Annotated in this window: 22 protein-coding genes and 1 pseudogene; 16 read left to right on the forward strand and 7 right to left on the reverse strand. The window is 44.0% G+C overall.

Annotated elements, in window-relative coordinates; all coding sequences use genetic code 11:
* The first annotated feature begins 14 nt into the window (after positions 1-14).
* From flgE to P4S58_RS05900, 12 genes are all read left to right on the forward strand, one after another.
* Entirely contained in the window at positions 15-1,211 is a 1,197-nt protein-coding gene (gene flgE / locus P4S58_RS05845; RefSeq protein ID WP_337163150.1) for a flagellar hook protein FlgE, read from the forward strand.
* A gap of 25 nt (positions 1,212-1,236) precedes the next feature.
* Entirely contained in the window at positions 1,237-1,971 is a 735-nt protein-coding gene (gene flgF / locus P4S58_RS05850; RefSeq protein ID WP_102967024.1) for a flagellar basal-body rod protein FlgF, read from the forward strand.
* 27 nt (positions 1,972-1,998) lie between these two features.
* Complete coding sequence (gene flgG, locus P4S58_RS05855) at positions 1,999-2,784, forward strand: flagellar basal-body rod protein FlgG (protein ID WP_102964035.1); 786 nt, start codon at positions 1,999-2,001, stop codon at positions 2,782-2,784.
* A gap of 28 nt (positions 2,785-2,812) precedes the next feature.
* On the forward strand, positions 2,813-3,484 hold the full coding sequence (gene flgH, locus P4S58_RS05860) for a flagellar basal body L-ring protein FlgH (RefSeq protein WP_102967055.1): 672 nt from the start codon (positions 2,813-2,815) through the stop codon (positions 3,482-3,484).
* Positions 3,484-4,608 carry a flagellar basal body P-ring protein FlgI gene (locus tag P4S58_RS05865; protein ID WP_042488722.1) on the forward strand — a complete coding sequence of 375 codons (1,125 nt, stop codon included), beginning with the start codon at positions 3,484-3,486 and terminating at the stop codon, positions 4,606-4,608. Before flgH ends, P4S58_RS05865 begins: the two co-directional genes overlap by 1 nt.
* A 10-nt stretch (positions 4,609-4,618) precedes the next feature.
* The gene (locus tag P4S58_RS05870; protein WP_102964033.1) at positions 4,619-5,140 is read left to right on the forward strand and encodes a rod-binding protein; all 522 of its coding nucleotides are present in this window, start codon (positions 4,619-4,621) and stop codon (positions 5,138-5,140) included.
* A gap of 5 nt (positions 5,141-5,145) precedes the next feature.
* Positions 5,146-6,519, forward strand: coding sequence for a flagellar hook-associated protein FlgK (flgK, locus tag P4S58_RS05875; protein WP_042488718.1), 1,374 nt, complete (start codon positions 5,146-5,148; stop codon positions 6,517-6,519).
* A gap of 9 nt (positions 6,520-6,528) precedes the next feature.
* Complete coding sequence (gene flgL, locus P4S58_RS05880) at positions 6,529-7,419, forward strand: flagellar hook-associated protein FlgL (protein WP_042488717.1); 891 nt, start codon at positions 6,529-6,531, stop codon at positions 7,417-7,419.
* Positions 7,420-7,430: 11 nt separating this feature from the next.
* Positions 7,431-8,474, forward strand: a complete 1,044-nt coding sequence (locus tag P4S58_RS05885) for a flagellin (protein WP_102987260.1) — start codon at positions 7,431-7,433, stop codon at positions 8,472-8,474.
* 184 nt (positions 8,475-8,658) lie between these two features.
* Positions 8,659-9,165, forward strand: coding sequence for a M48 metallopeptidase family protein (locus tag P4S58_RS05890; RefSeq protein WP_042488710.1), 507 nt, complete (start codon positions 8,659-8,661; stop codon positions 9,163-9,165).
* A gap of 82 nt (positions 9,166-9,247) precedes the next feature.
* Positions 9,248-10,330, forward strand: coding sequence for a 23S rRNA (adenine(1618)-N(6))-methyltransferase RlmF (gene rlmF / locus P4S58_RS05895; protein WP_337163152.1), 1,083 nt, complete (start codon positions 9,248-9,250; stop codon positions 10,328-10,330).
* A gap of 41 nt (positions 10,331-10,371) precedes the next feature.
* Positions 10,372-10,593, forward strand: a complete 222-nt coding sequence (locus P4S58_RS05900) for a hypothetical protein (RefSeq protein WP_042488708.1) — start codon at positions 10,372-10,374, stop codon at positions 10,591-10,593.
* Between the two features lie 8 nt (positions 10,594-10,601).
* On the opposite strand, the gene pilW is transcribed toward P4S58_RS05900, so the two are convergent.
* Both pilW and metA read right to left on the reverse strand, forming a co-directional pair.
* Complete coding sequence (pilW, locus tag P4S58_RS05905) at positions 10,602-11,312, reverse strand: type IV pilus biogenesis/stability protein PilW (RefSeq protein ID WP_102955194.1); 711 nt, start codon at positions 11,310-11,312, stop codon at positions 10,602-10,604.
* Between the two features lie 167 nt (positions 11,313-11,479).
* Complete coding sequence (gene metA / locus P4S58_RS05910; protein WP_102967937.1) at positions 11,480-12,421, reverse strand: homoserine O-acetyltransferase MetA; 942 nt, start codon at positions 12,419-12,421, stop codon at positions 11,480-11,482.
* A 161-nt stretch (positions 12,422-12,582) separates the two neighbouring features.
* Between metA and P4S58_RS05915 the strand changes: the two genes are divergently transcribed.
* Positions 12,583-12,954, forward strand: a complete 372-nt coding sequence (locus P4S58_RS05915; protein WP_112404040.1) for an ATP-binding protein — start codon at positions 12,583-12,585, stop codon at positions 12,952-12,954.
* Positions 12,955-12,983: 29 nt separating this feature from the next.
* Here the strand turns inward: P4S58_RS05915 and P4S58_RS05920 are convergent, their stop codons facing one another.
* The 5 genes and pseudogenes from P4S58_RS05920 to P4S58_RS05940 form a co-directional block, all read right to left on the reverse strand.
* The gene (locus P4S58_RS05920) at positions 12,984-14,129 is read right to left on the reverse strand and encodes an ABC transporter permease (RefSeq protein ID WP_337163153.1); all 1,146 of its coding nucleotides are present in this window, start codon (positions 14,127-14,129) and stop codon (positions 12,984-12,986) included.
* A complete protein-coding gene (locus P4S58_RS05925; RefSeq protein ID WP_337163154.1) occupies positions 14,116-15,294 on the reverse strand; it encodes an ABC transporter permease in 1,179 nt (392 codons plus the stop codon). Before P4S58_RS05925 ends, P4S58_RS05920 begins: the two co-directional genes overlap by 14 nt.
* 1 nt (position 15,295) lies before the next feature.
* Positions 15,296-16,269 (reverse strand): annotated as a pseudogene (locus P4S58_RS05930) (HlyD family secretion protein).
* Entirely contained in the window at positions 16,266-17,687 is a 1,422-nt protein-coding gene (locus P4S58_RS05935; RefSeq protein WP_112404036.1) for a TolC family protein, read from the reverse strand. The pseudogene P4S58_RS05930 and the gene P4S58_RS05935 overlap by 4 nt, the downstream one beginning before the upstream one ends.
* A 177-nt stretch (positions 17,688-17,864) precedes the next feature.
* Complete coding sequence (locus tag P4S58_RS05940) at positions 17,865-18,098, reverse strand: hypothetical protein (protein ID WP_081878761.1); 234 nt, start codon at positions 18,096-18,098, stop codon at positions 17,865-17,867.
* A 351-nt stretch (positions 18,099-18,449) separates the two neighbouring features.
* Here P4S58_RS05940 and P4S58_RS05945 point away from each other — a divergent pair, with 351 nt between their 5' ends.
* The 3 genes from P4S58_RS05945 to P4S58_RS05955 all read left to right on the forward strand — a co-directional run bounded on the left by P4S58_RS05945 (position 18,450) and on the right by P4S58_RS05955 (position 21,595).
* Entirely contained in the window at positions 18,450-20,069 is a 1,620-nt protein-coding gene (locus P4S58_RS05945; RefSeq protein WP_337163155.1) for a sensor histidine kinase, read from the forward strand.
* Positions 20,066-20,746, forward strand: coding sequence for a response regulator (locus P4S58_RS05950; RefSeq protein ID WP_102955186.1), 681 nt, complete (start codon positions 20,066-20,068; stop codon positions 20,744-20,746). Before P4S58_RS05945 ends, P4S58_RS05950 begins: the two co-directional genes overlap by 4 nt.
* Positions 20,747-20,827: 81 nt before the next feature.
* Entirely contained in the window at positions 20,828-21,595 is a 768-nt protein-coding gene (locus tag P4S58_RS05955) for a substrate-binding periplasmic protein (protein ID WP_337163157.1), read from the forward strand.
* The last annotated feature ends 57 nt before the right edge of the window (positions 21,596-21,652 follow it).

Below are 21,652 nucleotides of genomic sequence, written 5' to 3' on the forward strand. Positions count from 1 at the left end.
AACTGAGGTTATTTATGAGTTTTAATATTGCTCTTAGTGGCTTGGATGCAACCAATACTGAACTAAACACAATCAGCCATAACATTGCCAACGCGTCAACGTATGGGTTTAAGGGTGCAAGGACTGAATTTGCAGCTGTTTATAATGGATTACAGCCAGGTGGCGTAGAGGTTGCAGCCACATCACAGGATTTTGATACAAATGGATCTGTAACAAACACTGGCCGAGCAATGGATTTGGCGATTAACGGCGGTGGTTTCTTTGTGACACAAGATTCTGCTGGCCAGATTCAATATACGCGTTCTGGTGTCTTCGGAACCGATAAGAACAACAATGTTGTTAGTAATACGGGTGCTGCGCTACAGGGTTACAGCGTAGATGCCAATAACACACTTATGAGCGGGTCTGTTGGTGATATAAAAATTCGCACATCTTCATTGGCGGCGAAGGCGACCGATTCACTTGAATTTGTTTCCAATTTCAACGCCAGTGCAGGCGTAATTGATCAAGCGGTATATCCGTTTGATGTCACCGACCCTAACTCTTTTAACTCTTCATACACTTCCAAAGTTTATGATTCTCTCGGCAACAGCCATACGGTTACACAGTACTTCACCAAAACTGCAGATAATACCTGGGAAGTGAACGTTCAAGTGGATGGTAGCGCTACACCAGTAACAACCCAAGCAGTGACTTTTAATACTGACGGAACATTGTTATCACCTACTGGCTCTTATAACGTTGCTTTCCCTGCCGCGGGTGCTAACGCGATGAGTATTGACATCAGTATGACGGGTAGTACGCAGTTTGGTGCGGAGTTCAGTGTTAGTACCAATAACCCTAACGGCTATACCTCAGGTGAACTCAGTGGTGTGCGTATTGAAGACAACGGCATGGTGTATGCCACATACACAAATGGCGAATCTCAATTACAGGGACAAGTTGTGTTAGCCAACTTTGCTAACCCGCAAGGCTTAGCAAAAGTGAGTGGTACCGCTTGGACGCAAAGTTTCAGTTCAGGTGCTCCGATTATTGGCGTACCGGGTACGGGTACTTTAGGTGATTTATCTGCAGGTGCTCTGGAAGGCTCAAATGTCGATTTGACTGGAGAATTGGTCAGTCTGATGACGGCTCAGCGTAACTATCAGGCGAACGCAAAGACCATCTCAACAGAAGATAAGCTTACTCAGGCGTTGTTCAACGCAATCTAGTTAATGAAGTTCAACAGGATCATAAATGGATAGTTTGCTATACACCGCGACTTCTGGAGCCAGCCGAGTACTTAAAGCTCAGCACGTTCGTTCAAATAACTTATCAAACGCAGATACTTCGGGTTTTCGTGCGGATATGGAACGCGTCAGCAGTGTGCCGCTAAAAGGTTCAGGGTATGACGGACGAACCATGGTTGTAACCAACTCAGCTTCTACGCGTTTTGACAGTGGCGACATCGTTAGAACTGGACGGTCACTTGATGTTGCCATCATGGGAGATGGTTATTTAACCGTTGAATCTCCAGATGGCGGCGAAGCTTATACACGAGCGGGCAACATGGCTGTCGATACCAATGGTGCCTTGAGCATTAACGGGTTTGCAGTTTTAGATGATGGTGGCGCGCCAATTGTCCTGCCTGAATATGAAAAAGTGGAAGTTAGTGAGCGCGGAGTTATTTCTGTCACACCACCTGGAGGCGGCGCTGAAATCAACGTTGGGACACTCAAACTGGTGAACCCGGCGGATGGTCAACTGCAAAAGGAAAGTGACAGTTTATTGCATACCACTGATGGCACGGTGTTAGCGGCAGATGCAACGATACAACTTAATCCTGAACATATTGAAGGAAGTAATGTTTCGGCAATTGACGAGTTACTGAGTGTTATGTCTTTAACTCGTAATTTTGAAATGCAAGTGCGCATGATGAAAACCGCAGAAACATTGGCTCAAGCCGGAAATAAATTAGTAAGCGCGCGATAAATGTCGGCGTTGTAAGGAGAATCTTTAATGCATTCAGCACTATGGGTCAGTAAAACTGGCATGGCGGCTCAAGATACTAAGATGACCGCTATTTCAAACAATCTTGCGAACGTGAACACGGTTGGTTTTAAACGTGATCGTGTTGTTTTTGAAGACTTGTTTTACAGCATTCAACGTCAGCCCGGCGCTCAGGTTGATCAGGTAAACCAGCTTCCAACGGGTGTTCAGTTAGGTAGCGGCGTACGTGTAGTGGGTACGCAAAAAGTCTTCACTCAGGGTAATACTCAGAACACAGGTCAGGAAATGGACCTCGCTGTCATGGGGCAGGGTTTTTTCCAGATCGAAAATTCTGACGGTCAGATCATGTACAGCAGAAATGGTCAGTTTCATGTGAATTCTGAAGGTTTGATGGTGAACAGTCAGGGATTGCCTTTGCAACCACAAATACAGATCCCAGAGGATGCGACATCTTTGTCGATTGGTGTTGACGGCACAGTCACTACAACAAGTGCAACGGATTCTACGCCACAGACGTTAGGGCAAATCACGCTGGCAAGATTCATTAACCCGGCAGGCTTAGAAGCATTAGGTGGAAACCTCTTCCGTGAAACGGATGCTAGTGGTCAGGCTGAGGAACTTGTTGCTGGTGAAGATGGTGTAGGCAGCATTAAACAAGGTGTGCTCGAAGGTTCTAACGTTCAGGTTGTAGAAGAAATGGTAGACATGATCACCACACAACGAGCGTACGAGATGAATGCCAAAGTCGTATCTGCGGCTGATGACATGCTGAAGTATGTATCACAGTCTGTGTAAGGAAGCATAGTTAATGAAACATAGAGTAATGACAAAGCTAAACACGGTCGGGTTATTGGGCGTTTTAATATTATCGGGTTGCGCTGGGCGGGATGAGTTTATTCCGCCATCACCCGATGATGAAAAATATGGGCCACCGGCTTTGGATTACTCTTTACCTACACCTCACTCAGGCAGCCTTTATCGCCACAACTACTCAATGACTCTCTTTCAAGACCGCCGTGCATATCGTGTTGGCGATGTTTTGACCGTACTTTTGTCGGAAGAAACAGAATCCAGCAAAAGTGCAGATACTAAATATGGAAAAACGTCGAGTGTTGGACTCGGTGTCCCCACAATAGGGAACAGCACATACGATCAATTTAGTGCATCTGTAGATGGTGAGCGAAAATTTGATGGCACAGCTTCTAGTTCTCAAGGTAATAAACTTGAAGGCGCAATTACGGTCACCGTCGGTGAGGTTCTTCCTAATGGAGTACTAAGAATCCGCGGAGAAAAATGGCTTCGATTGAATCAGGGGGATGAGTTTATTCGTCTGACCGGAATCGTCCGTGTCGAAGATATTACACGTAGTAATCAAGTCTCTTCTCAACGTATTGGTGATGCAAGAATTACCTATTCAGGCCGTGGCGCACTGGCTGACAGTAACGCGTCCGGTTGGTTGACGCAGTTCTTTAATAGTCCATGGATGCCGTTTTAATGAAACAACACAATATATTTTTCACAACAGTATTACTGGTACTGTTTTTGGGTTCGTTCCCTACCGCGCGAGCTGAAACTCAAATTGCATTAATGGACTTAGTAGATGTTCAGGGAATACGTGAAAACCAATTAGTTGGTTACGGAATGGTTGTTGGCTTAGATGGCAATGGTGACCGTAACCAAGTGAAGTTTACCGCTCAGTCTATTACAAACATGTTGCGTCAGTTCGGTGTACAACTCGATGAATCGACCAACCCCAAGTTGCGTAATGTGGCTTCAGTGAGTGTGACGGCGACAGTCAATCCAATGGCTGGACCGGGTCAGAAACTGGATATTGTTGTTGCATCCATCGGCGATGCCAAAAGCCTCAGAGGCGGGACGTTATTAATGACACCATTGCGCGGTGTTGACGGCGAAGTGTATGCCGTAGCGCAAGGTAATGTTGTGGTTGGTGGTGTGTCTGCCGAAGGTAGAAGTGGTTCAAAAATTACCATCAATACAGCAACCACTGGCAGAGTGCCTAACGGTGCAACACTCGAACGAGAAATACCCACAGACTTTAATGAACAAGACAAAATCACCTTAAATCTACGTGAACCTAGCTTTACGACCGCAAAAAATATTGTCCGTGAAATTAATAACACGTTTGGACCGAAGGTCGCGACGGCAATCAATAAGGGCAAGGTCGAAATGCGTGCCCCTAAGGATACCCAACAACGAGTGACTATGATGTCTATGTTAGAAGAACTCAGTGTTACCGAAGGTCGTAAACCTGCACGAATCGTCTTTAACTCTCGCACTGGAACCGTCGTAATAGGTAAGAATGTGAAAGTGGGAGAGGCTGCTGTCAGTCACGGCAACTTAACGGTCAGTATTAACGAATCTCAACTGGTGAGTCAGCCAAATGCGTTTGCAGATTCAGGGCAAACGGAAGTTGTCCAGCAGTCGGATATTAATATCGATGAAATGAGAGCGAATATGATGATCTGGCCTGTGGGCACCGAACTAAACACCATCGTTAGTGCGGTAAACAGCCTCGGAGCGACACCCACTGATCTGATGTCGATATTGCAAGCCTTACATGAGGCTGGGGCATTAAACGCCGAGTTAGTCGTTATATAGGGAAAGCACAATGAAAATAGATCTTTCTAACGATAGAACACAGATGGGTTCAGTTCTTTATCATGACAACACAACACTGACGAACATTAAACATGCTTCCGACGAAAAAGGCGCATTAGAAACTGTCGCGAAACAATTTGAGGCAATGTTCCTGCAATTAGTATTACGTCAAATGCGTAGCAGTAGTGATGTTATGGCTGATGAAGACAGCCCGTTTTCTAGCAAGCAACAGGGTGTGTTTCGCGATATGTATGATGGCCAGATGGCTATTGAAATGGCGAAAAAACAGAGCTCGGGAATTGCAGATATGTTAGTTGAACAATTGGGTTCGAATGAGAGCTCGGCTTCAAACATTGTGAACTTTTCTTTAGCTTCTCAACGTGTAGGACACGATGAGCCAAAATTGGCAAAAAATGTCGTCACACCAGTTAATCATTCTTCACAAACGGTCGCATCTAACTTCCAAGAAAGAAATGAATTAACAGCGACTAATGCATTTAGTCAGTCTTTGATTCGTAAATTGGAGCGTTAACGAATATGAACCTGGTTAATATCGCATTAAGCGGACTCAATGCAAACCGCGTAGCACTAGATGTTACAGCTCAGAACGTCGCGAACGTAAATACTCCTGGTTATAGTCGCCAACAAGCACTAATGGCAACCGTTGGCGGTTCTCAGTATGACAGACTTAGTGCAGGGACGGGCGTAGAGGTGACGAGTATTCGCCGAGTAACAGATCAGTTTATTGTTAAGCAGACGTGGACGACCAGCAGTGCAGAATCTTATGCATCACGGTATACAGAGAGTTTAAGCTACCTAGAAAACACATTAGATTCTGAAGGATTTAGTTTGTCAGCGGGTTTGGATAACTTATTTGCTGCACTTCATGATGCGACTTCGAAACCGGAATCTATGCCATTACGTCAGCAAATTATTAATGAAGCTGAAGCGCTATCCCGCCGTTTTAACACTCTGAATGAGTCCCTTTATACCCAACATAAAAACTTAAGCGATCAGCGCACTGCTGCAGTTGCAGAAGCGAATAGTCTTATGAGTAATATTGCTGATATAAATAAGCAGATAGTTGAGAGTAAAGGCGTTGGCGCAAATGCAGCGCAACTACTAGACACACGTGATACGTTGGTTGGGGAGCTATCAAAATTGGTGGAAGTAAAAACCACTGATCAGGCTAACGGGAGCATTCAAGTAACACTGACGTCTGGTCAACCTCTGATCATGGGCAGTGAGGCGGGTGTTCTTAAAGCAATACCTGATGTAAATGATGCTTATATAGCAACGTTACAAGTCGATTTTGATAAACAAAGCTTTTCAATACCCGGTGATGTCGGCAGTAACCTTGGCGCAATATCAAACTACCAAACTAACATTCTCAAACCGTACATGACGGCGCTTGATGAGATGGCTGTTTCCATGGCTGATGCGTTCAACACGGAACTGGCAATGGGCTTAGATCTTAACGGAATCGCGGGAAAAGCGTTATTTAGTTATGACGCAGCGAACGCTGCTGCAAGTCTAACTATTACGGACATTACTCCGAATGAACTGGGTTTATCTGGTGATGGAAATCCAGGGAACAGCGACAACTTGATTTCCATAATAGAGATAAGTAACCAGACATTTTCGATTAATGGCTTTGGGAATGTCTCACTGAATGATGCATTTACAGGAATGGTGGGTAATGTCGCAATAAAAGCACGACAGGCCGAATCGGACTATCAGGCTAAAAGCAGCATGAACAGCCAGGCAATTACCGCCAGAGATAATATTAGTGCAGTCAACAGTGACGAAGAAGCAGCAAACCTAATGAATTTCGCTAATGCGCACAATGCCAATATGAAAGTTATCAGTACCGCCAACCAGCTGTTTGATTCAGTGCTGCAGTTATTTTAGAGGGACATCATGAGAATCAGTGACACACAGTTTAGCCAGATGATGCTGCAAAGCTTGCAGACAAACAATGCAGGGTTAGGAAAGGTCATGCAGCAAATGTCGACAGGTGAAAGGATGACGAAGCTGTCCGACGATCCTATGGCATCAATCAAGTTATTGAACCTCGAGCGTGAAGACAGCGCTATTACCCAATACCAAAACAATATTGCCAATGTAAAAACGATACTTTCCAGCCAGGAAGTGTATTTAGATTCCGTGACGGATAGCTTGCAGAACATGCGTGACCGAATTCTCTGGGGAGCGAATGGCACGATGACAACAGACGACCGTGCCGGGATTATTACCGAGTTAAACAATCTACGAGATTCGATTACTTCGGCATTTAACGCTCAAGATGAAGAAGGGGTTCATTTATTCTCGGGAACGGCAACAGATACCCCGTCTTTAGATGCGAATTACAATATTTTGGGTAACAGTGATAAACGAGTCGTGACTGTCGCAAAAGGCGTTACGATGGAAACGAACATTACAGCGCTAGATGTTTTGGATCTGGGCGGTGGCAATAATATTTTAAAATCCATAGACGGATTAATCGCCGAGTTTCAGGCTCCTACTGCAAATTTCCAAAATGAAGTCAGCAACACAATTAATGATCTTGATATAACCGCAAATAACGTTCTGTCAGCAATCACGGAAATGGGCGGACGTCATAACAATTTGGATTTAATGAACAGTTCGCATACCGACAACAAACTCTTTGTCGAAAAAGTGAACGATGAGTTATCTGCTTTAGATTACAGTGAAGCCTCTGTGCGTTTAAACAGTTTCATGGCTGCTTTACAGGCTACACAAGCCAGCTATGTCAAAATAGACGGCTTATCACTATTTGACCGTATTTAGGTAGTATTTAGATGGCTTTAAGCACAAGTGAAGTTCGTGCGCATGGTATTCGACTAACTGGGCAGGAAAGAACGACGGTTACACCGTCACTAAATGCTGGCGATGTAAAACGTATTGCGTCGAACCCCGCTACTTATCCGGACAGAGGTAATACCTCGACTTATTCTGTGTCGGGAATATTGCTTACTCAGGGGCAACAACAAGCGACTGCTGTACAAATAGCGGCTAAGTCCTTGCAGCTAGTCGGGAAAGAGTTAGGTAGCATTAAGCGTCAATTAACTCAGGCAATGAATCAGGGCGTAGATAACGTTCCAAATATTAAAGAGAACTTAACGCGTTCAAAATTTCAAATTGATACCGTGTTACAAGAGTCTCGTTTCGATGGTCATCGTGTTATTGATAATGAGTTGAACTTAAAACTCAATGGAACAGATGTCCGCCGATTTTCAATTCCTGGTCTCAATGTGAATCGCTTACAAGGTAAAGCTGAACAAATACGTTTGGATTTCCCTCATGGTAGCTCGGTAATGATCCAGTTTGATTCAGCGAAAGATGGAGTTAGAACCGTTAAAATGTTGGATAGAAGTCTTATACCTTTGGGGATGAGAGCCAGCATTAGTGAAGACGGTACCGTACTATTTGAAGCGAGTGAGCAAGCTTACAAACAAATGGACCATAAAGTCGCAGTTACAGGCCAAGGCCATCGTTTTCCGGCTGGTCAGGCTAACATGCTCAATTTAAAATCAGAACCAGATGGCGTTGCTGAGCTTCGTTTCGATTTAAGCTCGCGTGACGGTATTAAGCAGAGCATCATTAAAGTTAATAAACATCTTCAGCAAACACACGCTAGCTTAGAACAAGCTAACCAATATCAAGTCGATATCGATACACAAATGCAGACAATGAAGAGTCAACTGAATGTGCCTACCAGTCAGCAGATTTCACAGAAGCTCACACATTTTAATAGAGCTTCGGAAGATTTTTCTTCAGCGTTTGAAGCATTAAATGCACAAGCGAATGTTCGTCGCCATACTGTGGTTGCGTTGCTCAGTTAGACCTAGCTCATACCTTTTTAAAAACAATGGAAAATCATCTGGTGTCTAGATTTTCCATGTTCCAGTTTCGTTCATTCAGACTTGATACAAACCTACCTCTGCATTTGCCAAAGCCTAATACGTGAATCATTATCGACTTTCCGCTACACTGTGCGGCTTCATTTTAAGGCTTTCAAAAATACGTATGAATTCAGTACTCAGATACATTCAAGGTTATCCTGCTCATATTGTCGAGTCAGTCCAAAAGTTGGTTGATAACGATAAGCTCATTCCTTGGTTCGAGCAGCGTTACCCTGAACGTCATTCAATTCAAAGTGAGAAAGCACTGTTTGAATATACGATGGCGATTAAGAACCAGTATATGAAGAAAACTGCGCCGCTGAGTAAGGTGGTTTACGACAGCAAAATACACCTAATCAACAATGCTCTGGGCCTTCACACTTACGTATCAAAAGTCCATGGCAATAAGATCAAATCTAAAAATGAAATACGTATTGCCAGTATGTTTAAAAACGCGCCTGAGCCTTTATTAAGAATGCTGGTTGTTCACGAGCTTGCGCATCTGAGAGAAAAAGATCACAACAAATCCTTCTATCAACTTTGTTGTCATATGGAACCGAATTATCACCAGTATGAACTGGATGCACGCATTTACATGATGGTCTTAGAGTTAAGCCGAGGTAACGGATGAACAGTCAAGCTCCTACTGGGAAGACCCGAGGGAAAACACGCAGTAAAAATACAGTGAAAGAGAAAGCTGCTAACGAAAAAAGGTGAGCAGTAAGAAACCGTATTCTGCATCTAAGGCTTCAAAGTCCAAACCACTAGCACAACCGAAATCTAGCGGAGCGGCAAAACCAACCGTTAAATCAAACCCAGTGACTAAGGGCAAAGAGGGGTTACACAGTAGAAATCGCCACAAAGGCAATTATGACTTTATGGCGTTGTGCAAAGTGTTACCGGAATTAAAGCTCCACCTGATTAAAAATCCAAAAGGTGATTGGAGTATTTCTTTCTCAGACCCGAAAGCCGTAAAGCTACTGAACAAAGCGTTACTTGCACTGCATTATGGTGTGTCGTTCTGGGATATTCCGCAGGGCTACTTGTGTCCGCCAATTCCGGGACGTGCAGACTACATCCACCGCGTTGCTGATTTGCTGCAATCAGAGAACTCGTCGTTAAAACAAAGTGGCGTTCGTGCACTTGATATAGGCGTGGGTGCGAATTGTATTTATCCGATCATTGGTGTCACGGAATACGGTTGGAACTATGTAGGTAGCGATGTTGACCCCGTGTCTGTCAAGCATGCAAATAATATCGCTCTGCACAATGACAATCTGAGAGGCCGAATAGAGTGCCGTTTACAGACTGACAGCAAATCGATATTTGCTGGCATTATTCAGCCAAATGAAAAATACGATGTGACGACCTGTAATCCGCCGTTTCATGCATCTCTTGCTGAAGCAGAACAAGGGACTCAGCGAAAGCTGAAAAACCTTCAAGCGAACAAAAAGAAGAAAGGTTTAACAAGTCAGCCGATGCTTTCAAAGCAAGAGGAAAAGCCGACTCTCAATTTTGGTGGACAGAAAGCAGAGCTTTGGTGTCCCGGTGGTGAAGCGGCATTTATCAAGAACATGGCGTTTGAAAGCCAGCAGTTCGGTCAGCAGGTTTTGTGGTTCACAACCTTGATTTCAAAAAGTGATAATGTTCGTTGGATGAAAAAACAACTTCAGAAAGTTGGCGCTGAGTCGATAAAAGTAGTAGAGATGCAACAAGGACAAAAGATAAGTCGTTTTATTGCATGGACTTTTCAAAATGCTGAACAGCGCAAGCTGTGGATTAAAGACAGTTGCTAATATAACAGTAGTGGAATAACTCTATAGAGAAGGAGGTAAGTATGGACTTTGTGTTCTTTCAACCTTGCCAACCGGATTGGTTATGCAAACCATTCTTGAGTGTATTTTCACTATTGTTGCTTGTCGGACTGGTTTTGTTTATCCGTATCGTTTATCGCGAATACCAGAAAATACAACGGGCGAAACAAGTACGACGCCTACGTCGAGTGCATTATCGCGATAGAAAAGGCGGCAATAATGGCCGCCCGAAAAACGCTAAATGACAATGAGCCTACAGTTGTTTGAGTAGCGATAAATATTTCTGTTCCAATCTTTTGTTTCCGGCTCGCCGTTCTAAATTTGCCAACAAGTGCAGTGATGCTTTTTGATAACCATGGTTTTGATGAAACTGCAAAAGCCTCACTCGCGCCTGAGAAAACTCTCCTGAATCTATTTCTAGCTTCGACAATTGTAAGATTGAGCGAAATCGCTGCGGATCATGATCTATGGCGCGGCTAAAGTACTTTTTTGCTTTGCTGAAGTTGCCATATTTCGCTGCACACAAACCGGCATTTTCGTAGCTTTCCGCCACTAAGTAATAATTGGGTTGTTCTACGGCTTGATTGAAATATTTATCGGCTTGTCGGTAGTCGCCTATCTTACACAGGAAAGCACCATAATTGTTGAGCACTTGGCCATTGTCGTCATGTTCACTCAATGCGTCTTCGTAAGCTTCAAGTGCTTTATCTTTTTCGCCGACGACATCGTAGTAATGAGCGATCGCAAGCATGGCTCTGTAGTATTCCGGCGCGTGTTCTAACGCTTTCTCAAGGTTTTCTCGTGCTTTGGGCATGTTGCCATTTTCTAAATAGCCCAAGCCTAATGTGATTCTCGATTCCGCTTTTTCAATCGGGTCGTTGTTTTGTTGGAGACTGTCTTGTTGTTCAACCATCATGCAGCCCAAGAGGAGAGATGATAGCAAAATACTGAGTATTGATTTCATTGACTTACTCCTTGAATTTTGAAGGTATGATAATGAAATCAATTGATTATCGAAGTTGTGGTGAAAATTTATGCGACAGGTTCTGCATATTCAATGGAGTGAATAAAAAAGCCCGCTAGTGATAGCGGGCTTAGAAGTGTGTGCTGAAATACAGCTTTGCTCTTCGACTAGTCGTCTTTTGTGAACTTGTCTTCGCTAAAGTGTTCCAGATCAAACGGTGTTTGTTGGTAAACACAATAGTTAAGCCAATTCGCGAACAACAGGTGCCCATGACTTCGCCAACTTGCTCTCGGCTGATTATCAGGATTGTCATTCGGGTAGTAGTTCACAGGAATCATTGGCTCCATACCTTCACCCAAATCGCGAACATACTCATTGTGCAGTGTATTGGCATCATACTCAGGGTGACCGGTAACGAACACGTTACGCTTGTCTTTCGTTGATGCTAAGTACACGCCCGCAACGTCAGAAGTCGCGAGAATATCTAAGTCAGTATGCTCACCTAAAAAGTCGGCTTCGAAATCGGCATAACGAGAATGAGGAGCCAAAAAGGTATCATCAAAACCACGCAAGATTGGGTGGAACGGCTGATGAATGTCGTGATGGTAAACTCCGGAGAGTTTTTCCTTACGTGTTCTCTTTGGCAAGTTATACAGCAGCTTCAAGCCTGCTTGTGCAGCCCAACACACATAAAGTGTTGAAGTAACATGGCTTTTTGCCCAAGTCATAATGGTCTGCAAATGATCCCAGTACGCCACATCTTCAAACTGAACTAAGCCCAGAGGGGCTCCGGTGATGATCAGACCATCAAAGTTACGATCCTTAATTTTGTCAAACTGACGATAGAAAGCATTAAGGTGTTCTTCCGGTGTGTTTTTGCTTGGGCGATCATCAATGCGTAACAGTTCGATATCCAATTGCAGAGGTGAATTGGAGAGTAGACGTAAAAATTGAGTCTCGGTCTCAATCTTTTTCGGCATCAGATTCAAGATCAAAATTTTAAGTGGGCGGATTTCCTGCGTTGACGCACGAGATTCTGGCATTACGAAGATGTTCTCTTTACGTAATACATCACTTGCAGGCAGTTGATCGGGGATCCTAATTGGCACAGCTTTCTCCCTTAGCTAACATTTTGGACGTCTAAACATCTAGACTTATAGCCTAACTATTTACAGATGTCGATAGCAAAATGCAGACAACCTTAAATTAAGTTAATATTCACGCCCAACGCGGTTATTTCATAATTTTATATCTTATTGACGGGTTCAACATGCTGACTCTCACTCTTATCCGAGGTTTACCGGGTTCAGGTAAATCAACGCTGGCAAAAACATTACCAGCCGTTCATTTAGAAGCGGATATGTACTTCGTAAACGAGCAGGGAGAGTATCAATACCGTGCTGAGGAAATTGGGGATGCACACCAATGGTGTCAGCAACAGACGGATTATTGGCTTCAACAGGGCAAGAACGTGGTGGTATCAAACACCTTTGTTAAGCAGTGGGAAATGACCGTCTATAAGAAGTTAGCCAGAAAACATAAAGCTAAGCTCAATATAATTGTGTGCCGAGAGCTCTACGGTAATATCCACGGTGTCGAGGATGAAGTTATTGAGCGGATGCGAAAAGACTGGCAAGAATAACTTGTTTGCCAGCCGTTTCTTCTACTTTTCTATTCTGGTGCAGTTGCGTGGCGTTGCGCTTTGCTAAGCTGCCACCAAGCCAGCATGAACCAAACTATCACTTGTCCCCACAGCAAGGTCCATTGAGACGCTATTTGACGCCATTCAGCACTCATCTGATTGAGAGCTAAGAAGCCTTGTATTGCAGGAGTGCTTGGAAACAGTTTCGATGCCCATACTATTGGTTGTGGAATCGCCTCGACAGGCCATATAAAACCTGCTGAAAAAATCAAAGGCATTGAGCTAAGCAAAACCACCAACGTTACCAGCTCCCGTCTTGGAGTAATAGAACCAAGCCAGATGCCGATAAAACATGAAGAAAGTAAAAATGGCAGTAACAGCGTCAGCAGTTCGGATGCGTGTGCGAGTGTGTTGACACCATGCAGGCTAAAACTTGCGCCGAAATAATACATACTCAGCAGGTAGTAAATCGGGATGAGCACAACACTTCTTAAAGCGATGAGTTTGAAACTGGATATGTGGCTCCAATAACCAATACCGTGTTTCTGTGTGCCAACCATCATGCCTGAAGCAATCAGCATCGTTTGCTGCAAAATAAGAACAAACACGGCTGGTACAACGTAGTCTACATATCCCATACGTGCATTAAACGTGGGTTTCAGGTTTTGTCCGGTCGGCGAGTAGTGTTTAGCGGCAAGTGAAAGCGGTTCTCCGTCTACGACAAGACGAGCGACTTTGGTTTTGGCTGTTAATGTTCCGCCTGCCTGAGCCAGACCTTCAACCAATGTTCCGTAAACCAAAAAGTAGGAAGCATCACCCGCATAGGCAAGTGTGGTGCTTTTTCCTAGCATTAAGTCTTTGTAGAAATGTTCCGGAATGACCAAAATTCCGCTCACTTGCTTATCTAGAAACGCCTGCTTTGCTTCTTCAATGGTCGCATTTCGTTGAACGACTTTGACCTGTGGCGTAGCATCAACCATGCGTTCGAGCTGGTAGCTGGCTTGGCTCTTATCTAAATTTACAACGGTAAGCGTTTGTTCTCTTGGCGTTTGCTGACTGTAGGGAAGCGGGTAAAGAAACGAATAGAAAAATACGCCACCAAACACGGTCAATACCACCACAGGGTTGGTAAACAGTGCTTTAATTTCCGCTTTCAGTAAGTTAAACCAGCCCATGGTCACTCCTCACTTTTTCTTCTGCTCTCAGATGCTTTTTAATCAATAGGAGAGTTAACCCAAGCGGTAGAAGATAGCCAAGCATAGGCGACAAAGATGCAAGAGCAGGATAAGCATCGAGTCCATAGCTGACTTGGCTTACCTGCACATCAATATAATGACTGACAGGTAGCAAGCTGCGCCATATCTGAGCCAAAGTGCCCATATCCGTTGTCGGGAATGTTATTCCCATAAAAGCAAAGCTTGGTGCGGTATAAGCCGCGGCGAAGCTCATCGCTCGTGCTGGGTCTAATGTAATAAAGAAAAAGAACGAGCCCATAATCATACAGGCCACAATCGTAATGCACTGAGCAATGACCATGGTCGACATAGAACCGTGCATAGGCCAATCCAGCCCGTGATAAAACCAGCTAAGAAAACCGGCACCTTGCAGGACGAAGACCAGTGAATAGGGCGCGAGTGTTGCTATCAAACGCGAGAGCGTATTGGGTTGTGCCCAAATGCCTAAACCGTGAGTTCGGTGATTGGCGGCCAGTATCATAATGGTGGTCACCACTATGGCAATTTGCCAAATGGCAGGAATAACCGCCGAAACCAAAAACTGAGCGTAGTTTGTGTTTTTATTAAATAGTGGTGTGATTTGAGTACGTATCGGTAACACGTGACTCATTGCACCCAGCGTGGTTTGCTGACCTTTGGCGAGCGTTTTTACCACTTCAACTTGCGCATTAAATGTGGATTGCGCTTGCACGACGGCAGAATTGATTAGCCTTCCAACCAAAATCATTTGGCTGTTATAGAAGGTGGTAACCTGTGGTTGCTCTCCACGATAAATAGCCTTATCGAACTGGTTCGGAATGACCACATAAGCATAAATGTCAGTGCTCTTTAGATCCTCTGTCGCTTCTGCCACATTGGCGTAACTGCGAAGTACCGAAAGGGTGGATGTTGCATCCAGTTCGCGGCTAAGCTGACGTGAAAGGCGACTATTGGATAGATCTACGACGCCAATAGGTAAATCGCGGACAATGGCTTGGGAGAATATCCACCAGATTATGACAACCAATACGATCGGAACCCATGTCAGACAGGAGAGTAACCAGCGATCTCTCCTTAATATCTGCCATTGTGTCGCTAAAGAAGGTGAAGCCACAGCGTGATCCATTTTATAGTTCAACCACCACGCTCATACCCATGCGTAAACCTTCAACCGGTTCAACGGGGCGAGCTTCAACTTCAAAAGTGCGCAAGTCAAAACCTTGTGTTGCATCGGTAGAGCGCCATGTTGCGAAGTCGCCCATTACTGCGATGTGAGTGACTTTAAACGCCAGCGTTTTATCCAATGCGGGAACAAAAGCATTGAACTGTGAATCCTTAGCAAAATGGCTGAGCAGGTCTTCTCGAACATTGAGAACAGCCCAAGAATCTTGTGTATCGACTACTGTCACAACAGGGAAGCCTTGTGGGGCGAGTTCGCCACTTTGCATTAATACTTGTGCAACTTCTCCGTCAAACCAGCTCGAAATTTCAGTGTCTGCGGCGTATGCTTCCACTTCAGCAACCGCACCTTCAGCCATACGAACTTTCTCTGCAGCGGCTTGTTTGGTTTCTTCACGAGCGCCTTCTTGAGCCATGTTGTACATCTGCTGTGCTGAGCTTTCAGTGTATTTCGCTGCTTGCCATTGCGTTAAAGCTTCATCTCTTTTCTGCTCAGCAACGACGCCATCTTTATATAGGTTATTGACGCGTAAATAAGTCTTCTCAGCTAACTGAGAAGCGGCGCGCGCTTTTAACCATTGATCTTTTGCTGCTTGAATCTGTTGTTCACGAGCACCGTTTTCCGCTTCCTGAGCCAAGGCTCCAGCGGCTTTTTTCCAGCAATAGCTTGATCAAGCTTGGCTTCAATTTCTGGGCTGTGAATAGTGAATATCAGCTGTCCTTTTTCGACCATATCACCTTTGCGAACATACACTTGGTCTATACGCCCCGGTACTTTTGAGGAAATGCTGTATTGCTGTGATTCTATCTGACCCTGCAAATGAATAGGCTTTGGCTGATAAGCTTGATAAAAGCCATAACCGATCCATGAAACCAAAGCTAGGGTGGATACAGCAACTAGTGTCGTTTTTACAGCCTTCATGATGGATCCTTTTCATTCACAAGTGTTTGAGTTTCAGCGCTTGTCAGAGGAATTGCTGACTTTTTGTAGTTATCAAATGTGTCCATTTCACTGGTCAGTGCGAGTAATTTATTGAGTGAAATTAGGTAATTAAAACTGGCAACGTATTGCTGAGTTTTAACGCTCGCTAAATACAGTTCGGCATCTACCACATCAAGAGATGTAGATAAGCCTTGGGTGAATGCTTTCTGACGCAGTTTAAGGTTTTCTTGAGCAAGATTGAGGCTGGAGTTTAGCCCTGTCACTTCTTCAAGTGCTTGCTCTGCTTCGAGATAGGTTTTCTTCACTAATACTTGCAGATCTTGTCTTGCTTGTGCCTTCAAGTATTTGACTTGTGAGACTGCACTATGCGCTGCCTTAATCTGATCACTACGCCCTGTATTTTCAAGCAAAGGGACGCTGACACCAATACCAACTAACCAATCTGGCTTCATCTGACTCGCTAATGAATCGTCTTCATAGAGACTGTAATCGCCGTATAGGTAAACCTCTGGGTAATATTTGCCTTTCTCCGCATTGATTAAGCTGCTGGCTTGTTTTTCTTTGGCGTCGAGCAAATCCAGACCCGGATACGTATTGAGTGTCTGTTCGACAAAGGCACTCATTGAAGGAAGACTCTGGTTTACAAACAACTCACCATCGGGTTCTACGAGGGTGGTTTGTCCTAGAATTTCCGTTAAAGCATTTTGAGCAATATCGAGGTCTTTTTGTGCTTTCTTACGTTCAACCGCCGCTTTATCTAATGAAGCTTCAGCCTGAAGTCGCTCAACGTGGGCTATTTGCCCTTGTTGCTCTAGTTTTAAAGCGTTATCTCTGTGTTTGGTTAATCCCGCTTCAACGGAAGAGCGTGTTTCTAAAACTTGCTGAGCCAAAACCACGCTGTAATAGTATTTTGCTAAGTCTTCATAGCGAGCTTGAGTTTCCATCGCAAGCTGGCTTTGTGCTTCTTCTTTCTTTCCAATCGCGGCATCTTGGGCTGCTGAAATTCTGCCACCGGTAAAAATAGGCCAGACAGCTCGAATAGAAGAGCTGAAGATATCTCTTTCAGTAACCGTTGAAGTTATTGAACCAATGGAACTTAGTAGTGCAGCAGGGAGAGGGAGGGTTTGACCTGTACTCTCCATAATTTGCTGGCCGGAGAGCGTCACGTCGTTATCTAAGCGAGTGAAGTTCGCTCCCACACTAATGGAAGGTAAGTTGAGGTTACCTTTAGAATTTTTAAGATGTTCGTAACGCTCTACATTGGCACGTTCTGCTGCGAGGGAATTGTTGTTCTGTTTCAGCAGTTCCCAAGCTTGTTGAAACGAAATTGGCGCAGAATAAGCAGTTTGACTACCAAGCAGAGAGCATACAAAAAGAGCGATAGTTTTTGTCTTCATGTTCAGCTCAGCAATAAAAAATAATTAGAGCATATGCTCTAATTATTTATGTGTTAAGTCAACGGGTTTTAGAAAGCATACTCTTTTAAAAAGAATAGTCTTGTAAAAAGCACGGTGTTGTAAACGTATCGTTGCTTATCAGCAAATCGCTGTCTGTGACAAAACAAACCGTATTTGTTAGAAGTGGTGATCCGCAGGGCAAAAATAATCCGCTCTCCAAACCAACTTTTTGCTGCTTTGCATCGTGCTCAGCAATTCTCTTCCTGACATCTGAGGAAAAGAGAGAAGTACTAACATTTCATCTGAGCAGGTATCTTTCGGATCATACGCTCTTACGTGGGTGAACGTAGAACACAGTTGTCTCGATAACATGTCTTTGGAAAGACAAATCCCTAAGTCGTCCCGTTTCATAAAAATGCCCCATCAAATTGTTGAGTTTTACTTCCTAAAAAACTCATTTTCCGATAAACGATTCACATAGAATTTCGCTAGCCAGAATGCTCCTGATTGCTTATTAATTATACAGCTCAAGTTTTGACTCTGTCGAAGTAAAGCACCCCCGCACTCTGTGATTCCTGCCAAATTTAGGCGATGTAATAAAACTTTGTTACTAGCTCTTTAGAAGTAGTTATCATTCGAATTTTCAGGGGCAAAATTTTGGTTATTTTCGAGGGTATTTTATTGCGATAAGTTGTTCACACTATTCGATACCTATTTAGCGCTGATGTTAATTAAGTGTTACTTTCAGCCCGGAGGTAACACATGACTTGGAACAGCATCAGCTTTCGTAAACGCCTGCTCATTATTATGACCTTATCAGGCCTGATAGAGCTGTTACTTTTAGTGGCAGCGGGTTTCGCTTATGTGAAACATAGCCAAGAGGAAGAAGTCGGGCTGAAAGCGCTCGGGGTCGCCTCATTTTTAGCCCAGTCACCAAGCGTTATTAATATGCTGCAGAGCGGTCAGGCTACGGCTGAACAACAAGAGCAGTTTCGAGAACTGACCCAATTGATTGGCGCCGCGTTTATCTCTATTGGCGATAATCAGGGTATCCGGCTTGTTCATCCGCTGGATGAGCGTATCGGTAAACCGATGGTTGGTGGCGATAACTATCGAGCGCTGATTTCCGGTGAGTCTTACGTTTCCTATGCCAAAGGCTCTCTTGGTAAATCGGTTCGAGGAAAGTCTGCAATACGCGATGCGAATGACCAAATTATCGGCGTGGTCTCTGTCGGTTACCTGATTGAGCGTTTACAAAATCGAATTGAACCGTTTATTATCTATCTTACTGGTATGGCACTGCTTGTCGTCGCAGCGAACGTAGTCGTTTCCAGTTATGCCTCTCGTCGATTTCAAAGAGCAATTCTGGGCTTTGAGCCAGAAGAAATCGGACGTCTTTACGTCGAACTTGATGTGACCATGAGTACCATAAAAGAAGGTATTTTAAGTATCGATTCAAAAGGATATTTAAGGTCAATCAATAAAAGTGCCTGCGAAATTTTAGGCTTAGACAAAGAGAAAGCACTTAATCGATTATTAACCGATTCTCTGCCAGATAGTGACCTGTATACCGTACTGGAAACCGGCGAAACAGATAAAGATATCGAGCTGTTTTTGAATAACCAAAGGCTGATTGCAAACCGCAGCGCAATCATCGTCGACGGTGAAGTTGTCGGCGCGGTATCGAGCTTTCGTTTAAGGGATGAAATTAACGATCTTACTGAGCAGTTATCACAAACCAAAGAGTACGCAGAGATGCTCAGGTCCCAAACCCATGAACACCGAAATAAACTGAACACGATAAGCGGATTGGTTCAGATGGGTGAACTTGAAGCAGTACAACAGCTGATAGGTCAGGAAACGGCGCTGTATCAAAACTTGATAGAGTTTCTTCGCGAGACTGTGAAAGACCCATTGATCGCTGGATTGCTATTAGGCAAAACCGAAAGAGCCCGCGAGCTTGGACTTGAACTGTTTGTTGAACAAGGTTCGAAGCTAGAAAACTTGCCAGAGAAAATCAAAGCAGAAGACATTGTCACCATTCTGGGTAATTTGATTGATAACGCTTTTGATGCCTGTCTTTCATCTATCCGAACAGGGACATACATCTCGCCAGAGCGTCGTACCATTCAAGTGTCCATTAGTGACTATGGGCATGAAGTGATTTTAGAAGTGGAAGATCAAGGCTGTGGCCTACCAAAAGGGCTAAGCCAAGATCAATTGTTACAAAAAGGTGTTTCAAGCAAAGCTAAGCATAATAGGGGTGTTGGATTGTATTTAGTTAAGCAGCTTACCGATCGTTATTTAGGACATTTGGAAATGGTAGCGAATACCCCATTCGGTACACGTACAACGGTTTATCTACCAAAGGAACAACAATGAATACTCGGGTTTTGATCGTAGAAGACGATGTAGCCATTGCTCAGCTTCATAATAAGTACTTAGATAAAATCGAAGGTTTTGAAGTGGTGGGAATCGCCACTAGCCAATCGGAAGCAGAGATGCAGCTTGATGTTCTTAAGCCTAATCTGGTTCTTTTGGATGTATACCTACCTGATGGTACGGGATTAGATCTCATCCAGCGAATGAGAGGGAAGAACGACAGTTGCGACGTTATCTTGATCACTGCGGCGAGAGAAGTCGAAACGTTGCAACAAGCGATGAGAGGTGGCGTGGTTGATTATCTGTTAAAGCCAGTGATATTCCCACGTTTAGAAGCCGCTTTGAATAAATACCGTTTAAGGCAGGCAGAGCTAGGACGCATGGCCGATTTAGATCAGAACCTTGTCGATAAAATGATGACGGCGAATCTTGGTGACGAACCTAAACTCTACCGGCTTCCTAAAGGTATTGATTCTGTCACTTTGGATAAGATTCGTTTTCTATTTCAAACACCAGTCAGCTTAACGGCAGATGAAGCCGGAGAAAAAATTGGCGCAAGCCGAACTACCGCCCGAAGATATCTTGAGTACTTGATTAGCACAGGTGAATTACTAGCAGATCTTAAATACGGAACGGTCGGAAGACCAGAACGCAGCTATAAAAAGCTCGTGCGATAATGCGCAAATGCACTGCATTCTCGTCATAACCATCTAAAGTATAAGAAACCAATAGGTGAATATTGCTTCGGGGAGAGTCAAATGTTTCGAAACTTTTTGATATCTTTGTGTTTGCTTCTGTCTGCGAATGTCGCGATAGTCGAAGCTCATCCTCTTGAGTCTTTGGTTTATTACACTGAAGACTATCCCCCTTTCAACTTTCGGGAAAACGGGGTAATTAAAGGCATTTCTGTCGACTTACTGCACGAAATGACCTCAGCTTCTGGCGTAGAGATTCCCAAAAACAACATCATTTTACTGCCATGGTCACGTTCATATCGTTCTGCGCTGATTCAAAAAAATAGCGGGCTGTTTTCCACAACGAAAACATCGCACAGAGAAGACTTATTTCAATGGGTCGGGCCAATTGATATCGCCAAGGTAGCTGTCATGGCGCGTAAAGGAAGTAACATAGTTATTAACTCGCCAATAGATATGGCGAAGTATCGCATAGGAGTCATGAGGGACGATGTAGGTGAACAGATGCTGTTTTCTTTAGGTGTCCCGAGAGAATCCATGCAAGAAGCAACACATATTAGCCGCTTAATTGAACTGCTTTATAAAAATCGAATAGATTTGTTGGTGTACGATGAACGCTCGGCAGGCTGGTTAATCGAAAGAGCTGGTTATGGAACGGGCAGCTTCGAGAGCGTATACACACTTGAGCAAAGTGAAATCTATTATGCTTTCAACAAAAGCGTAGATAAAACAGTGATTAAAGAGCTACAAAAAAATCTCGACAACATTAAAAATACAACAGATTCTCTGGGAAAAACTCGTTATCAGTCCATCGTCGAAAAATATCAGTAGCCATCGTTTTTAAAGTTCAAACGCTAGGCGATGAACGGCTGGTTCGGCATTGCTGTA

It is taken from the genome of Vibrio sp. Hal054 (assembly GCF_037162405.1).
GTDB lineage: Bacteria > Pseudomonadota > Gammaproteobacteria > Enterobacterales > Vibrionaceae > Vibrio > Vibrio diazotrophicus.

Coding starts and splice junctions, on each gene's coding strand:
- flgE (WP_337163150.1), top strand. CDS start 15: ATGAGTTTTAATATTGCTCTTAGTGGCTTGGATGCAACCAATACTGAA.
- flgF (WP_102967024.1), top strand. CDS start 1,237: ATGGATAGTTTGCTATACACCGCGACTTCTGGAGCCAGCCGAGTACTT.
- flgG (WP_102964035.1), top strand. CDS start 1,999: ATGCATTCAGCACTATGGGTCAGTAAAACTGGCATGGCGGCTCAAGAT.
- flgH (WP_102967055.1), top strand. CDS start 2,813: ATGACAAAGCTAAACACGGTCGGGTTATTGGGCGTTTTAATATTATCG.
- P4S58_RS05865 (WP_042488722.1), top strand. CDS start 3,484: ATGAAACAACACAATATATTTTTCACAACAGTATTACTGGTACTGTTT.
- P4S58_RS05870 (WP_102964033.1), top strand. CDS start 4,619: ATGAAAATAGATCTTTCTAACGATAGAACACAGATGGGTTCAGTTCTT.
- flgK (WP_042488718.1), top strand. CDS start 5,146: ATGAACCTGGTTAATATCGCATTAAGCGGACTCAATGCAAACCGCGTA.
- flgL (WP_042488717.1), top strand. CDS start 6,529: ATGAGAATCAGTGACACACAGTTTAGCCAGATGATGCTGCAAAGCTTG.
- P4S58_RS05885 (WP_102987260.1), top strand. CDS start 7,431: ATGGCTTTAAGCACAAGTGAAGTTCGTGCGCATGGTATTCGACTAACT.
- P4S58_RS05890 (WP_042488710.1), top strand. CDS start 8,659: ATGAATTCAGTACTCAGATACATTCAAGGTTATCCTGCTCATATTGTC.
- P4S58_RS05900 (WP_042488708.1), top strand. CDS start 10,372: ATGGACTTTGTGTTCTTTCAACCTTGCCAACCGGATTGGTTATGCAAA.
- pilW (WP_102955194.1), bottom strand. CDS start 11,312: ATGAAATCAATACTCAGTATTTTGCTATCATCTCTCCTCTTGGGCTGC.
- P4S58_RS05915 (WP_112404040.1), top strand. CDS start 12,583: ATGCTGACTCTCACTCTTATCCGAGGTTTACCGGGTTCAGGTAAATCA.
- P4S58_RS05920 (WP_337163153.1), bottom strand. CDS start 14,129: ATGGGCTGGTTTAACTTACTGAAAGCGGAAATTAAAGCACTGTTTACC.
- P4S58_RS05925 (WP_337163154.1), bottom strand. CDS start 15,294: ATGGATCACGCTGTGGCTTCACCTTCTTTAGCGACACAATGGCAGATA.
- P4S58_RS05935 (WP_112404036.1), bottom strand. CDS start 17,687: ATGAAGACAAAAACTATCGCTCTTTTTGTATGCTCTCTGCTTGGTAGT.
- P4S58_RS05940 (WP_081878761.1), bottom strand. CDS start 18,098: ATGAAACGGGACGACTTAGGGATTTGTCTTTCCAAAGACATGTTATCG.
- P4S58_RS05945 (WP_337163155.1), top strand. CDS start 18,450: ATGACTTGGAACAGCATCAGCTTTCGTAAACGCCTGCTCATTATTATG.
- P4S58_RS05950 (WP_102955186.1), top strand. CDS start 20,066: ATGAATACTCGGGTTTTGATCGTAGAAGACGATGTAGCCATTGCTCAG.
- P4S58_RS05955 (WP_337163157.1), top strand. CDS start 20,828: ATGTTTCGAAACTTTTTGATATCTTTGTGTTTGCTTCTGTCTGCGAAT.